Consider the following 14,784-nt stretch of genomic DNA (forward strand, 5'->3'; position numbering starts at 1 on the left):
GGAAAGAAGAAGCACTATGGAAAATGATGATATGCAAATCAGTGTACTTGCCAGTGGAAGCACCGGCAACGTTACATATGTTGAGACTCCGCAGCATAAAATTCTTTTAGATGCGGGATTGAGTGGTAAAAAAATTGCAAACCTGATGCGTTCAATTGGACGTGACATTAACGATGTCGATACACTCTTGGTAACTCATGAACACTCGGATCATCGGCAAAGTGTCGGTGTTTTAGCACGAAAATATGATTTGAATGTGTATGCTAATCAAGGCACATGGGATGCTATGCGATCACGAATAGGCAAAATTCCAGAAGAAGAAATTAATATTTTTCCACCAGACACAGTTATGGATTTTGGTGATATTGATATTGAGAGTTTTTCAGTGTCGCATGATGCAGCTGAACCACAGTTTTATGTTTTTCATCATCGTAACAAGTCATTTGTTGTTTTAACCGATACCGGATACGTTTCAGATCGGATGGAGGGGGTTATCAAAGATGCAGATGGTTATCTTTTGGAGTGTAATCACGACATCGAGATGTTAGAGAATGGTGAATATTCATGGCCGTTAAAACAGCGGATTTTGGGTGATCAGGGTCATCTTTCAAATGAAGATGGTGCCAATACGATGCTGGATGTGATTGGTCATCGAACAAAGAAGATCTTTCTGGGACATCGAAGTCAGCATAATAATATGAAATCACTTTGTCATTTAACTGTTGCGTCAATTTTGGCTGATCATGATTATGGTGTAGGTAAAGATTTTAAATTGTATGATACGGAACCGGAAACGGCATCTTCTTTAATGATTATTTAGATTTCCTTTAGAATTTTATAACTTTGAGAACACACTTTTTTCAAGAAAAAAGTATATACTTTAAAGAAAACGAAGGGGGAACACTCATTGGCACAAAAAAATGGTTTTGGAAAAATTATTGTAACAGCTGTTATCGCCGGTGCTCTTGGCGGTGGAATAACTTATGGTGGTATGTCATACTTCAACAATAGTGATAGTGGCACTGGCACATCTTTGGTTTCGACCAATAAAAATGGCAATACCAAGATCAGTAATGTGAAGGTGAACCTCAATACACAAGCAGAGAAAGCTTTTAATGCAACTAAAAACACGGTTGTTTCCGTTATTAATCTTCAAAGAGAAAGCTCAAGTGATAATACGCTGGCTGGTATTCTTGGTGGCCTTGAGGGTGGATCAGGAAGCAGTGGAAGTAGTAAGAAGAGTGGTGAACTTGAGGCTTCTAGTGAAGGCTCAGGTGTCATTTACAAAAAGAGTGGCAACACAGCTTACATTGTGACTAATAACCACGTTGTTTCCGGTGCAAACGCATTGGAGATTATTCTGAGTGATGGTTCAAAAGCGTCAGCTAAAGTGGTTGGTAAGGACGCTGTTACTGATTTAGCAGTTATTAAGATTACTTCGAATAAGGTCAAGGATGTCGCTCAATTTGGAGATTCTGATAACATTAAAGTTGCTGAACCTGTTCTTGCGATTGGCTCACCACTTGGTTCTCAATATGCAACTTCTGTTACTCAGGGTATTATTTCTGCTAAGAAGCGTGAAGTACCACAAACTTCAGAATCTGGTGCTCAAGTTGGCAATGCAACGGTTATTCAAACGGATGCGGCAATTAACCCCGGAAACTCAGGTGGTCCTTTAATTAATTTTGCGGGTCAGGTTGTTGGTATTAACTCTATGAAATTAGCACAGGATCAACAAGGAACCAGCGTCGAAGGAATGGGATTTGCCATTCCAAGTAATGAAGTTGTTACAATTATTAATCAATTAATCAAGAGCGGGCAAGTTGTTCGTCCGGCTTTGGGAATTGGCTACACTGATCTTTCCAATATTTCAGAAGAGCAACAACGCTCAGTTCTAAAATTACCAAAGAGTGTTACCCAAGGTGCGGTAGTCTTGAAAGTGAATAGTGGCTCTCCTGCTCAACGTGCCGGTATTAAGAAGTATGATGTTATCACCGAATTGGACGGCACTAAGATCACACAACAGAGCCAATTACGTGATGTCTTGTACAAGCATAAGATTGGTGATAAAATTTCTGTTACGTATTATCACAAAGGAAATAAGGAAACAGGATCCATTACTTTAAGCCAAAAGGCAACGAATAAAGTGTTAAGTGAAGCAAGTAAATAGGAACAATCTCTAGCTAGCAACACCGATAGTTAAAGATGTTATCTATTGTATGAAAAGAGCGAGTAATCGTAAGGTTGCTCGCTCTTTTGTTAAATACTGGTTAGAAGGATACACAGATAAACTGAACGATGACTTAATGTAAATTAGTGGGTTTAATGGGTTTCCGAACGGTAAGCGGATTAAATAAGAAAAATAAGGATAGTTAACGGATAAATACGAACTTCATGAAGATTATTTTTTAAAAGATTCAGTACTGATAAAAACAAACCAATTTTGTACACATTTCTCCTGTGGATAAACCTGTGGACAATCCACAAGGTGAATTGAATTCACTGGTATATTACCGTTAATAAGTTATCCCCAGATTTTAAAAGTTATCCACACTTTCTGTGGATAACTTTTTTTAGAAATAAATTCTTGTTTGTTCGGTTTCCAAAATGCTGATATAATAGGGTTTGCGAAGTGAATTTGCGAACGGGTGTTGTCCACAATTATGTGGACAACTAAAAGGGTACTTGACATATTTTAAAAAAATGCTGTGGTAGAAGAAACCGGTTTAAGTTATCAACCTGTGGATAACTATGTGGACAACTTGTTTATAAGCCTCTTTTTTTACACAGGCTAAAAATGGAATTAGGAGAAAATGAGATTGAATATTAAATTAGTCGTTGTAGGAAAATTAAAGGAAAAATATTTTAAGCAAGGGATTGCTGAATATGCAAAACGTTTATCCCGTTTTTGTAAGTTTCAAATTATAGAAGTTTCCGATGAAAAGGCACCTGAGTCGTTAAGCCAAGCCGAAATGAATGAAGTTATGAATAAAGAAGGTTCGCGAATTCTAGATAAAATAAAAGATCGTGAGTACGTCTATGCGCTTGCGATTTTAGGAAAAGAGCGATCTTCTGAACAGTTTGCAAAGGAAATTGCTGATCTGACGACCTATGGTCATTCCGATATTACGTTTGTGATCGGAGGCTCTTTAGGGTTATCCAAGCATGTTTTGGATCGCGCAAACACGCAAATTTCGTTTGGAAAGTTTACGTTGCCTCATCAATTGATGAGATTGGTTTTGACTGAACAAATTTATCGAGCATTTATGATTAATGAGGGAAGTCCATACCATAAATAAGTGTAATCGAAAAGAGGCTATAGAATGCAAACGGCAATCGATATTTTCAATGCTATCCAACGTGATCCGCAAAATAAGATTTATACTGACAAGGGTGTGTTGCCGCTTTATCATATTGAGCCAAACGCCAAGATCCTTATTATTAGTCAGGCACCAAGTCGGAAAGCACAGGAATCGATGGTCTTTTGGAATGATCCAAGCGGCGATCGGTTACGCGACTGGATGGGGATTGATAAGGATCGGTTTTATCATTCAGGTAAAATTGCCGTGATGCCTTTGGATTTTTACTATCCAGGTAAGGGAATACATGGTGATTTGCCACCCAGAAAAGGGTTTGCGGATAAATGGCATCAACCCTTATTATCATTGATGCCAAACGTCCAGTTAAAATTGTTAATTGGTCAGTATGCGCAAAAGTACTATCTTCAAAAAAATCGACAAAAAAATTTAACAGAAACTGTTCGCTGTTTTGAAGATTATTTACCGGAGTATTTTCCATTGGTGCATCCCTCACCTTTAAACTATGGGTGGATGAAACAGCATCCCTGGTTTATAAAAGAAGTCGTGCCGGAATTGCAAATTCGAGTTAAGAAATTGATGAATTAATCGGGTTTATTATAGTGTTAAACAGGGATGCTACAATGTATAGCCTGATTCTTTTGATTATTAAATTGCGATTACGCTGTTTAGCCGGTTTAACATGAACACTTAATAATCAACTTGCTTTTCTTCACCATTTAAGTAATAATTAAGATGTCAAAATCGAATATTGTCTGGGGTGCCTCTTTGGCTGAGAAATACCCATTGAACCTGATGCAGTTCGTACTGTCGGAGGAAGACAACAAGCAATTACCTATCTCGTGCACAGTTAACTATGTAGGTAAAGACTCCTCTCTCTGTAATTTCAGGGAAAGGAGTTTTTTTGTTGTTTCACAGATAATTCCCTTTTGAATACTTTAGATGTTGATCATCATATGGAAAGGAAGAAATATTGTGAAAAAGAAATTTCATTTGCAGGATGTTATTTTGATCGCATTAATTGCGATTGCGTTTGGTGCTATTTTTGTTGGAACGGACTGGATATATAATGCTTTATATCTGGTAATCGGGCCCTTTGCCAATGAAGCTTTATTTGGGCTTTGGATCATGGCTGGACCGTTGACGATGTATTTAGTACGGGTTCCCGGTTCCGCGATTATCGGTGAAACCTTGGGAGCTGCAGCTGAGGTTTTATTTGGAGGCACGTTTGGTGCTGCAGCGCTAATTTCCGGGATTGTTCAAGGCTTTGGCAGTGAGTTGGGCTTTACATTTTTACGCTATCGCAATTGGGGATGGGCAAGTCTTCTGACATCTTCCATTACGACAACCGTTGTGGCTTTTGGCTACGAGCTGTTTAGGTTAGGCTATGTTAAATATTCGGTTCCGATGATTATTGCATTATTTACTGTTCGTTTGATCTCTGATATTGTTTTTGGTGCGGTTTTGGTCAAAATGATTTTCTCACTTGTTGAGCGATCATCAGTCCTGCATTTTAACGTTTCAAAGTAAAAGCTTAATAAAGATGTCTGGGGTGCTTTTATAGCTGAGATGATACCCATTGAACCTGATACAGTTTGAACTGTCGAAGGGAGACTAAGCCGGTTATTCTGAATAAGAAGCCGTTTGATCTTTTCTTCGACTGTTTTGAAGGAAGGATTTTTTTATGGAATATTCGTTAGTCATTACAAATGGTCATATTGTGACACCAACTAAAGTTGTAAACGCCGATTTAGCGATCAAGGGCGGAAAAATTGCCGCCATCGGAAGTGGTTTGGCCGATCAAGCGGATAAAGTAATCGATGCCAATGGCCAAATCGTGTTACCGGGGATGATTGATTCACACGTTCACATTAATGAACCCGGAAGAAGTGACTGGGAGAACTATCATACCGGTTCACAAGCATTAGCGGCCGGTGGGACGACCACAATGTTGGTTATGCCTTTGAATGCCTTACCTGCTCGGACCACAGGGGAAGAATTTAAACGACAAAAAGAAATTGCCGAGCATAAATCCTATGTCGATTTTGGATTATATGGCGGCCTGGTTCCGGGAAATCTGACTGAAATTCAAAAAATGGCAGACGAAGGTGCAATGGGTTTTAAAGCATTTATGGCAACGACCGGCTCAGATCTTCCCGGGGATTTTAAAAACGTTGATGATTATCAGTTACTAAAAGGGATGCAGGCTATTGGTAAAACGGGATTGCCTATCCTGGTACACGCTGAGAATGCAGCCATTACTGATGGTTTAGCTGCTGAGAAGATTGCCGAGGGGAAAACAGACATTCAGGACTACGTCGATTCAAGACCACCATTTGTTGAAGTCGAAGCAGTTCGCCGAGCCATTTATCTTGCCAAACAGACTAATGTTCATTTGCACTTTGTCCATTTGTCTACACCTGAATCCGTTGATCAAGTGACCCAGGCTCGACAGAATGGGCAGAATGTGACGTGTGAAACTTGTCCACATTACCTGATATTGGATCGTAATCAATTTGAAAAAATTGGACCGTTGGCTAAATGTTCACCGGCACTGAGAGATCCTGAAATTGTTAAAGGACTTTGGAAGAAAGTGTTTGCCGGCCAAGTTGATACAATTGGTTCCGATCATTCGCCGGCTCCAATGTCGATGAAGGAAAGCCCAGAGCATAATATTTTTGATATTTGGGGTGGTGTGAGTGGCTGCCAAAATAATGTCGATTTGCTTTATGATGAAGCAGTTAAGAAACGGGGGTTGCCTGTTACAGATTTCGTGAAGCTCACGGCTGAAACGCCGGCAACATTATTTGGAATTGTCAATAAGGGAAAGTTACAGGTTGGCTATGATGCTGATATCACGCTTTTAGATCCTAATCAAAGCTATGTTTTGAAAACAAAGGATTTGTATTATGAAAACAAAATTAGTGCTTATACCGGTTTTAAAATTAACGATCGAGTCACAACGACCATTCTTCGGGGCCAGATTATTTACACTTTGAAACAAGGCTTTGTGGGGCAACCAACCGGCCGGTTTTTAACAAAACAGCGTGCTGGAGTTGAGTCATTATGAACACATCAAAGGCGCTTTCAATTTCACCCGATTTAAAGCCTCGAACCCAAGCCGATAGACATATTGGCCAACTTTCGTATATGGCAATGTGGCTGGGAGACGGGTTTAATATTGGTAACGTCACTTTAGGTTCATCGATTGTTGTAGCTGGTGTCGCAACGATGAATCTGCTGCAAACGATTCTTGCTGCGGGAATGGCGATCGCAATTATCACCATTATTTTTGTACTGAACGATCATTTTGGGTACTATACCGGTTCGCCATATGTCATACAGTTACGAATGACATTTGGCATTTTAGGATCAAAATTAGCCAGTTTATTAAGAGGGATTCCCGCAATTGTATGGTATGGGTTTCAGAGTTGGACCGGTGGGTTAGCATTAAATCAAATTTTTAAAATTACTAGTGGTTATGATAATCCTGCTACGTTTTTTGTGGCGTTATTAGTTGTGCAGACTTTAATTTCCATACGAGGGTTTAAGTCAATCAAGGTTGTTGCAACCTGGATCTCTTTAGTCATGGCTGTTTTATTGATCGGAATGCTAATTTATTTAGTTACTCAGAGGACAGCAGCTTTTTCCAATCGGATGATTAACGTCAAAGGCACTTGGGGCCCAATTTTTTGGGGATTCGTAGTTGCATTTTTAGGAAATTATACGGCTGTGTTTGAGTCTGCGGCTGACTATTCACGAGAATTACAAGCGGGTTTGTCAAACAAGCGTCGGGCAGCACTTTATTTTCTGCCAATTTTCATTGCCTATGGCATTACAGTTTTAACCGGAGCATTATTGGCTGTTGTAACCGGTATTTCAAGCCCGGTTCATGCAATGGCGCATCTATTTAACAATAATCTGGTTACCGTTGTGGTGTCTGCATTCATTGTTTTAGGAACAATTACGACAAATTTGGTTGCAAATATTATTCCGCCGACTTATGTATTAAATGCATGGTTTAATTTATCGGAGCGTAAATCGTTAATTATTGTGGCACTATTGGCCAGTTTAAGCTTTCCCTGGTTACTAGTTCAAGATAGTTCTTCTACGGGTTTAACGCTGTTTATTAAAACTTATTCCGCTTTTTTAGGTCCAATGACGGCAATTATTTTGAACGAGTATTATGTCAAACGACGTAAAAGAGTTGATGTGGCTGATTTATATAATAATCAAAAGGTAAAGGCCTCAATCCAGCCTATTATCGCACTGTTTGTTGGAGCAGCTCTGGCATTGATGGGAGTGAATCTTAGTTGGCCGATTGGGTTCGTCACGTCATGGCTAGTATTATGGTTGTTAGGTTATGATAAGCGACGAATACAGGAGTGAATTTTTTAAAAGGTTTAGGGAAATAGTTTAAGGCACCTCCCAAAGGTAAAGTCTTTTTATCTCCGGGGAGTGCCTTATTTATGTTCTTACCATTCTTAATTTGGTTAATTTTTAATGCCCATATAGACAAGATCTAAAGACAGTGTTCCATTGGATGCACTGCCTGATAAGTTAAACCATAATCCGTATCGAGTTGTGTGGTTAGCCTTTAGAAAGTTTTCGATCTGGGCTGTAACAGTATTTCCCAATTCACCATTTCCAGTGTCTTCAAGTAAGATATCACCTGTATTAGGATCAATCATTTTTGTGAGATCAGATACAGGATATTCAAAAATGCCCACTAAATTAGTCGGGTCCAAAGTCATATTTTCCGACATGATGGCATCTTTGAATGGTGTGTTTAAATTATTTGTGTGTCGAGTGCCATAATATTGTGTCAATTTCATTAAATCCGGTTGAGCCAGGTAACCATCAGCGGAAAGTTTACCGTAAATATAATTCCCCAACATTGAAAAATCGCGTGTATTAGCCGGATCAGACAGGTTCAAGCCGTCAGCATTTGAGTCTTCATGGTATTGATAAGGGCCGCCCTTTAAGAAACCATGCCAAACCCAACCGCTAAATTGACCGGTTCTGTCTGTCACATTGAAATATACGGCTTTTTTACCATTGTGTGAAAGGATTGCAACCCGCTCTAAAGTCCAGGTTGTCGTAGAAAAATTCTCTAAATTATGTAATTTTATTGTATGAGAAAGATTCCATATATAGTGCGACTCGTTATTTGCGTTGTGGTACGGAGCCACCCGACTTGCCGATTGATTTGAGATAACCTGATAGCCAGTTGTTTGGGCGTTTGCTTTTATCGTTCCAAACAGAAAAGCAGAAAATAAAGATGTTGTTACCAAAATAACCATTTTATTCAATTTACTCACCCTCTTAAATTGAGTATAGCACTTATACAATTAATGCGGTTAGAGGATTTATGGTTGAGTCGAGTCCTTTCGATCATATTAAGAATCGGTTTTAGATGAGTCTTGGTCCAGCGTTTTAAAATTATGCTTAAGACCCGGCCAAATATATTTATCTGCAGTTTGAATGATTAAGCCGTTAAAAAGTATTGAAAAAATTGTGCCAATATTAACTGCGTACAAATTCTTTGTGACAGCAAATGAAATAATCATTGCGGCAATAGGCGGCACAAAGTCGAGCAATTGAGCTGCAACCGCACTTTTACGTAAATAAAAGAATCTCAAGATGTTAGTGGTATCGTCATTTGGATGCATAAGAATGTTTGCACGTTGATACAGTGAAATAGCTGTGCAGAAGAATACAATTCCCAGACATGATAAAACGGCCCGAATCACAATTGGCAGAGTCCCGATTCCAAGTGAATTAAGTAGGTTGACAAATAGGCTTACAAAATAACTAAAGAAACAAACATAAGCGATTTCACCAATAAATCGTGGCCAATCCCAGTATTTAATTAGAATCTGGTTTGTGACTGTATTAAGAAATCCAATAATGAATAGCAGGACTCCGACATTTACGTTGAACCAATGACTGTAGTTAACTGCAGAAGCAGTCCAGACCGCACTTCCCATGTTTGCTGAAATGGTTAGTGCGTTTCCGAAGGCGTTTAATATAAGACCTGATATGAGACCAATCCAGCGTTGTTTGAGTGAATTTTTGATAGTAATGCCCCCCTTAACACCATTAGTGTATCATAGTCATTTATATTGAATCATGAAAAGAATGAAAATAATTGAAAATCAGAATTGTGCTCTTTCATCATTTTTGATATACTTTCTTTAATTAATATGGCGATGACGTTCGCCTATACTCGTTTAATAAAAGAGTTGATGACGTCTACCTTTATTTGGAAAGGTAGGCGTTTTTTCGTCGAGAGGAGGAAAGGTCATGAAAGTAGATTGGTATAGAATAGGGCAATTTTCTTCGGTTTTTATTGGTGGCATGATTGGCGGGGTTGCCAGATATGAGGTTGGTAACTGGTTAAGCGCGAATACATTTGCAGGGACAACTTTTGTGAATGTTGTCGGGTGTTTCTTTTTGACAGTCACCATTTATGGGTTGGACTTAGTGATTGATCTTCCAGAATGGATAATCTTGGGATTTGGAACGGGGATTATAGGAGCGTTTACGACCTTTTCTACTTTTGCACTGTTGTTTGCTCAAAATATTCAGCAACAGCCTATTGAAACATTATGGTTTTTAGCGATTAATTTGATTGGTGGTTTTATCACAGCCATTCTTGGTTATTTGACAGCACGGCTAATGGATCGAGGTAAAAAGATATGGTAATTGTATGGGTGGCACTGGGTGCTGGAATTGGTGCAATAGTACGATACTTGATTACAATAATTGGTAAACACTATTGGCCAAAATTACCTCTTGCGACATTGATCATTAATGTAGTCGGGGCCGTGATTGCCGGCTTCTTGGGTGGTGTTCAAATTTCGGGAACCGGTTCATTATTCTTGTTAACGGGGATTTGTGGTGGTTTCACAACTTTCTCGACGTTTACAACCGATACATTTGTTTTATTACGAAATAGGCGCTGGCTGACTGCGTGCGCGTATTACTTTGGGACGATTGGACTTGGCTTTTTAGCCGTTTACTTGGGATTGTGGTTGGGCCAGCTTATGGTCTCTTAGGGCTTTCACTTAAAGTGCGTTAAAATAAATAAGTTACGTTTGTAGGTCATATATTTGAAAGGAACGATTTTAATTACATCTAAACAATTAGTGATTTTAAAAAATGGCAGCTTGATTATACTGGGCGCTTTTATATACGCAATTGCAATTAATGATTTTCTGATCCCGCATCAAATTGGTGAGGGCGGTGTGACAGGATTAACGACGATTGGTTACTATGCATTACATATACCACCATTTTTGACTAATTTGTTTTTAAACGGTTTCCTGCTTGTAATCGGGTTTCGATTTCTGGATCAAAAAACGGTCTGGTATTCACTGTGGGCTGTATTATGGATTTCAATCTTTTTGAAATTACCAAGATTATTGCAATATCATACATCACAAACAATTATTCCGGCAGTCGCTGGCGGTGTCTTAATGGGGGTTGCCATGGGGATTATTTTTCGCGGCGAAGGCACAATTGCCGGCAGTACTATTTTGGCAAAAATTATGAATCGTTATTTTGGTATGATGACCGGGACTGCAATGCTACTGTTTGATTTAATTGTCGCAATTCCCTCCGGCTTCGTTATTGGATTACAAAATATGATCTTAACGGTCATTGAACTATATGTAAGCGCAGTTGTCCTAAATAACCTTCTATCCCGATTCGGGGCTAAAAAATCGGTCACGATTATAACGAATCAAACTGACAGAGTAACAGCTATCCTGTCGGAAAAACTCAAACAGGGTATTACCCTTGTTGATGCAAAGGGATATTATCATCAAGAAAAACGGCCAATGATTTATATCATTTGTACAAAACCCCAATTAGCTGAAATCGTACCTTTGATCTCTGAAATTGATCCAAAAGCTTTTGTTGTAGTTGAGGATGTTCATAGTGTGAACGGCAAATTATTGGATAAAATCTTGTAGATTGGGCATTATAAATGTTTCACGTGTAACATTTAAGCTAATGACGATAAAACTAATGTAGACCATTGTAAAATAAAACGCGTGATAGGAAGTAGTTCCATGACTTCTTACCACACGTTTTTTATTAATTTTTAAAGCTTGCTTTTGTTTCCCCTAATTTTATTGAGCTGTATAACCGCCATCTACAACGAACTCGCTTCCGGTTGAAAATGATGATTCATCGGATGCTAAATAGAGTGCCATATTAGTGATTTCTTCCGGTTCTCCTAATCTGCCAACCGGATGAAGTGCTTCCAGAGAATGTCTCATTTCTGGGTACTTATCAACCATTGGTGTGTGAACATAACCTGGGTGAATTGAATTGATACGAATCTTATAGCCTTTTTCCGCACAATACAAAGCGGCAGATTTAGTCAGCATCCGAACGCCACCCTTTGCGGCATTATAGGCATAAAGATTTGGAATCCCAATTAAACCTGCGATTGAAGAAATATTGACGATTGAACCACCATTTTTTTTCATTGCTGGAATTGCTTGCTTAACGCCCCACATAACGCCGTCTAAATCGACCGATAGGATTTTATGCCACATATCCCCGTCTATTTCTTCGGCATTATTAAATTCAAGAATCCCCGCATTATTCACAAGGATGTCGACTTTACCAAAACGTTTTTCAGCTTCCGCAAATACTTTTTTCCATTCTTCTTCTTTTGAAACATCGTGACGAATAAAGATAGCATTATCCCCGAGTTTGGAAATGTTTTCTCTCCCCGTTTCTTCATCAACGTCGGTTCCAATCACTCTGGCACCTTCATTAACAAATCGTTGGGCACAGGATAAACCGATTCCTTTTGCAGCTCCAGTAATAATAGCAACTTTGTTGTCCAGACGACCCATAAGTCATTTCCCCTTTCATAAGTTCAAGGTGAAGAAGCAATTATCTATACTTTAAGTATAACGCTATGTGAAAAAAATAACAGCGTAAATCAGTTATTTTTGTTTGCGCTTACAAGCACTGAAAAACATTGATTTAATTCGTGAATGAAAGGTCTTTATTTGATATAATATTAGTAGTGTTTGTTCTGAAATTCACAATCAGTATGGAGGTAAATGATGACTCAAAAACTGACTAAAATTGGTAAAACTGATATTTTATCTACGCCGCTTGGATTGGGAACTAATGCCGTGGGTGGCTACAACCTTTTTCCGGATTTAAAGGATGAAACCGGGTTGGAAATTGTCAGAGCAGGATTGGAAAACGGTATTACGTTACTGGACACAGCTTATGTATATGGATTAGGGCATTCCGAAGAATTGGTTGGACAGGCGATGAAAGATTTTGATCGTAGTCATATTATTTTGGCAACCAAGGGTGCCCATGATTTTTCGACAGGTGAAGAAGTCATTAAGAATGATCCGAAGTTTTTGACTGAACAGGTTGAAGCCAGTCTTAAACGGTTGAAAACGGATTATCTTGATATTTATTATATTCATTTTCCGGATAAGACAACACCTAAAGCTGAAGCAGTGGGTGCGCTTCAAAGGCTTCGTGAGCAAGGGAAAATCAAAGCAATCGGGTTATCAAATTTCAGTTTGGATCAAATTAAGGAAGCTAATGCAGATGGGTACGTTGATGTTGTTGAAGATGAATTTAGTTTACTCCATCAGGATAATACTCAAACAATGATGCCTTATCTAAAGGCAAACCAAATCAGCTTTGTGCCATATTTTCCACTTGCATCGGGACTGCTCACCGGCAAATATGACCAAGCAGTTTCGTTTGCAGGTGATGATATTAGAAGCCAAATTGCAGATTTTAAGAAACCGCGTTTTGATGAGGCGTTAAAAGCGATTGATAGAATTCGACCAGTTGCACAAGCATATGACGCAACGGTCACACAAATTGTGTTGGCATGGTATATGCAGAATCCACTTATTAGTGTTGTTATTCCGGGAGCCAAACGCCCCACACAAGTTATCAACAATGCAAAGGCAATGGCGATTGATCTTACAAAAGATGATTATCAAAAAATCGATGATGCTTTTTCTTGGTTCAAAGATGAAGAAAGCGGTAAATCCTTGGCAGATCCTGATTAACTGTTTAATAACCTCTTTTGACTGATCCTTCATGTTACTTGAAATAACCTGGACAATTAAGTTATGCTGTTGGTAACTTAAGATTAGTCGAGAGGAAGGGTTGGACGAAATGAAAATTGGATTTATTGGATCGGGGAATATTGGCCGTAATCTTGCCAGGTTAGCCGTTAAAAATGGTTATGATGTTATCATGAGCAATTCTCGGGATCCAGAGACACTTAATGATTTGGTTTCAGAGCTTGGTCCCCACGCAAAAGCTGCTTGGGCAAAAGATGCTGCAGAGCAGGGAGACCTTGTTGTCGTCACAATTCCGTTGAAAAATTATCGTCAGGTACCCGTTAGGCCACTAAAAGGCAAAACGGTTATTGATACAATGAACTATTATCCTTCTAGAGACGGGCATATTTCAGAGCTCGATAGTGGCAGTACAACCACAAGTGAACTTTTACAGGCTCATTTACCCGAATCAAAAGTTGTCAAAGCGTTTAATTCGATCATTGCCGGTGAATTGATTTCAACGTCGTTGTCGGAGAGTAACCCAAATAGGCGGGCGTTACCAATTGCTGGCAATGATTCAAAGGCAAAAGAAACGGTAGCATCATTAATCAATCAGTTTGGATTTGATGTTTACGATGCCGGGTCATTGCACGAAGGCTTTCGTTTTCAAAACGGGACACCTGCTTATGTTATCAGGGCAAATAAGAATCAGCTGATCGCAGCTTTAAAGAAAGCTTAAAGACAACTATAAAACAGTTGAGGTAAATATAAAATTTACTTCAACTGTTTTATAGTTGTCTTTTTAAATTTTAATAACGCATTTTTTTATGCTCGCCATTTCCATGCACCCACAACTTCAACAATTGCAGTTACAACCAGCATAGCACCAAAGAGTTGTAAGACAAACAGGACGGTACCAAATGGATGAAATACCAGCACGCTTCCCAGAACGATTAGCACAAGGCCATACATGATAAATGGTAATGGGGAAACATTGACAAATTCGCGATGCCCGATTGCGTCAATAACTTGGATAAGCCCAACTAAGATCAGGACAATTCCAATGACTAATGGTAATGCTGCCAAAATTGGTTTTGCAAAAATTAATATCAGAATTGCCAAAATAAGCTGAAAGATACCAACGGGTAAACTATAATCGAGTTCGTCTCCTTTATGACGTTGAACAAACCATGAAATGAGATTAATAATACCAAATAACGCAAAAAAGCTTGAAAGAACAGCAATGAAAACGTTAATCGTCGCTTCCGGTTCAAATAGGAAGAATAAGCCAAAAATAATATAAACGATACTCTCAAGCCAGATATATTTACGAATTTGACTAATAAATTGATACATACGATCACCCTCACAAAACAGATTAGTAGAATGATAAA

Annotated in this window: 16 protein-coding genes and 3 riboswitches; of the genes, 12 read left to right on the forward strand and 4 right to left on the reverse strand. The window is 38.9% G+C overall.

Annotated features, from left to right (window positions below; genetic code table 11):
* The first annotated feature begins 16 nt into the window (after nt 1-16).
* The 7 genes from GQR93_RS00100 to GQR93_RS00135 all read left to right on the forward strand — a co-directional run bounded on the left by GQR93_RS00100 (nt 17) and on the right by GQR93_RS00135 (nt 7,706).
* The gene (locus tag GQR93_RS00100; RefSeq protein WP_375711575.1) at nt 17-820 is read left to right on the forward strand and encodes an MBL fold metallo-hydrolase; all 804 of its coding nucleotides are present in this window, start codon (nt 17-19) and stop codon (nt 818-820) included.
* An 87-nt stretch (nt 821-907) separates the two neighbouring features.
* Nucleotides 908-2,170: a S1C family serine protease gene (locus GQR93_RS00105; protein WP_003551029.1), complete on the forward strand. Its 1,263-nt coding sequence runs from the start codon at nt 908-910 to the stop codon at nt 2,168-2,170.
* A gap of 649 nt (nt 2,171-2,819) precedes the next feature.
* Nucleotides 2,820-3,299: a 23S rRNA (pseudouridine(1915)-N(3))-methyltransferase RlmH gene (gene rlmH / locus GQR93_RS00115; protein ID WP_035444182.1), complete on the forward strand. Its 480-nt coding sequence runs from the start codon at nt 2,820-2,822 to the stop codon at nt 3,297-3,299.
* A 24-nt stretch (nt 3,300-3,323) separates the two neighbouring features.
* On the forward strand, nt 3,324-3,905 hold the full coding sequence (locus GQR93_RS00120; protein WP_003551032.1) for a uracil-DNA glycosylase family protein: 582 nt from the start codon (nt 3,324-3,326) through the stop codon (nt 3,903-3,905).
* A 158-nt stretch (nt 3,906-4,063) separates the two neighbouring features.
* A riboswitch (TPP riboswitch) is annotated at nt 4,064-4,153 on the forward strand.
* A gap of 106 nt (nt 4,154-4,259) precedes the next feature.
* A complete protein-coding gene (locus tag GQR93_RS00125) occupies nt 4,260-4,847 on the forward strand; it encodes an ECF transporter S component (RefSeq protein ID WP_003551035.1) in 588 nt (195 codons plus the stop codon).
* Between the two features lie 8 nt (nt 4,848-4,855).
* Nucleotides 4,856-4,946: riboswitch (TPP riboswitch) on the forward strand.
* Nucleotides 4,947-5,001: 55 nt separating this feature from the next.
* A complete protein-coding gene (gene allB / locus GQR93_RS00130; protein ID WP_003551036.1) occupies nt 5,002-6,387 on the forward strand; it encodes an allantoinase AllB in 1,386 nt (461 codons plus the stop codon).
* The gene (locus GQR93_RS00135; RefSeq protein ID WP_003551039.1) at nt 6,384-7,706 is read left to right on the forward strand and encodes an NCS1 family transporter; all 1,323 of its coding nucleotides are present in this window, start codon (nt 6,384-6,386) and stop codon (nt 7,704-7,706) included. Before allB ends, GQR93_RS00135 begins: the two co-directional genes overlap by 4 nt.
* 104 nt (nt 7,707-7,810) lie before the next feature.
* Here the strand turns inward: GQR93_RS00135 and GQR93_RS00140 are convergent, their stop codons facing one another.
* Nucleotides 7,811-8,629, reverse strand: coding sequence for a hypothetical protein (locus tag GQR93_RS00140; protein ID WP_035444184.1), 819 nt, complete (start codon nt 8,627-8,629; stop codon nt 7,811-7,813).
* 87 nt (nt 8,630-8,716) lie between these two features.
* A complete protein-coding gene (locus GQR93_RS00145; protein WP_223800571.1) occupies nt 8,717-9,361 on the reverse strand; it encodes a hypothetical protein in 645 nt (214 codons plus the stop codon).
* 155 nt (nt 9,362-9,516) lie between these two features.
* Nucleotides 9,517-9,582: riboswitch (Fluoride riboswitch) on the forward strand.
* Nucleotides 9,583-9,623: 41 nt separating this feature from the next.
* On the opposite strand from GQR93_RS00145, the gene GQR93_RS00150 reads away from it, so the two are divergent.
* Genes GQR93_RS00150 through GQR93_RS00160 form a run of 3 tightly spaced genes read left to right on the forward strand, consistent with a single transcriptional unit; the run spans nt 9,624 to nt 11,296 of the window.
* Nucleotides 9,624-10,025, forward strand: a complete 402-nt coding sequence (locus tag GQR93_RS00150) for a fluoride efflux transporter FluC (protein WP_003551044.1) — start codon at nt 9,624-9,626, stop codon at nt 10,023-10,025.
* The gene (gene crcB / locus GQR93_RS00155; protein WP_003551046.1) at nt 10,019-10,378 is read left to right on the forward strand and encodes a fluoride efflux transporter CrcB; all 360 of its coding nucleotides are present in this window, start codon (nt 10,019-10,021) and stop codon (nt 10,376-10,378) included. The genes GQR93_RS00150 and crcB overlap by 7 nt, the downstream gene beginning before the upstream one ends.
* Nucleotides 10,379-10,432: 54 nt before the next feature.
* Nucleotides 10,433-11,296 (forward strand): YitT family protein, encoded by an 864-nt coding sequence (locus GQR93_RS00160; protein WP_003551048.1) that lies wholly within the window; start codon nt 10,433-10,435, stop codon nt 11,294-11,296.
* A gap of 159 nt (nt 11,297-11,455) precedes the next feature.
* Here the strand turns inward: GQR93_RS00160 and GQR93_RS00165 are convergent, their stop codons facing one another.
* Nucleotides 11,456-12,193, reverse strand: coding sequence for a glucose 1-dehydrogenase (locus GQR93_RS00165; protein WP_003551050.1), 738 nt, complete (start codon nt 12,191-12,193; stop codon nt 11,456-11,458).
* A gap of 213 nt (nt 12,194-12,406) precedes the next feature.
* Between GQR93_RS00165 and GQR93_RS00170 the strand changes: the two genes are divergently transcribed.
* Both GQR93_RS00170 and GQR93_RS00175 read left to right on the forward strand, forming a co-directional pair.
* Complete coding sequence (locus GQR93_RS00170) at nt 12,407-13,393, forward strand: aldo/keto reductase (protein WP_003551052.1); 987 nt, start codon at nt 12,407-12,409, stop codon at nt 13,391-13,393.
* 109 nt (nt 13,394-13,502) lie between these two features.
* On the forward strand, nt 13,503-14,129 hold the full coding sequence (locus tag GQR93_RS00175; RefSeq protein WP_003551054.1) for an NADPH-dependent F420 reductase: 627 nt from the start codon (nt 13,503-13,505) through the stop codon (nt 14,127-14,129).
* Nucleotides 14,130-14,215: 86 nt separating this feature from the next.
* Here GQR93_RS00175 and GQR93_RS00180 read toward each other — a convergent pair whose 3' ends face one another.
* Nucleotides 14,216-14,746: a DUF308 domain-containing protein gene (locus GQR93_RS00180; protein WP_003551056.1), complete on the reverse strand. Its 531-nt coding sequence runs from the start codon at nt 14,744-14,746 to the stop codon at nt 14,216-14,218.
* Between the last annotated feature and the right edge of the window lie 38 nt (nt 14,747-14,784).

Source organism: Lentilactobacillus hilgardii (assembly GCF_009832765.1).
Taxonomy (GTDB): Bacteria; Bacillota; Bacilli; order Lactobacillales; family Lactobacillaceae; genus Lentilactobacillus; species Lentilactobacillus hilgardii.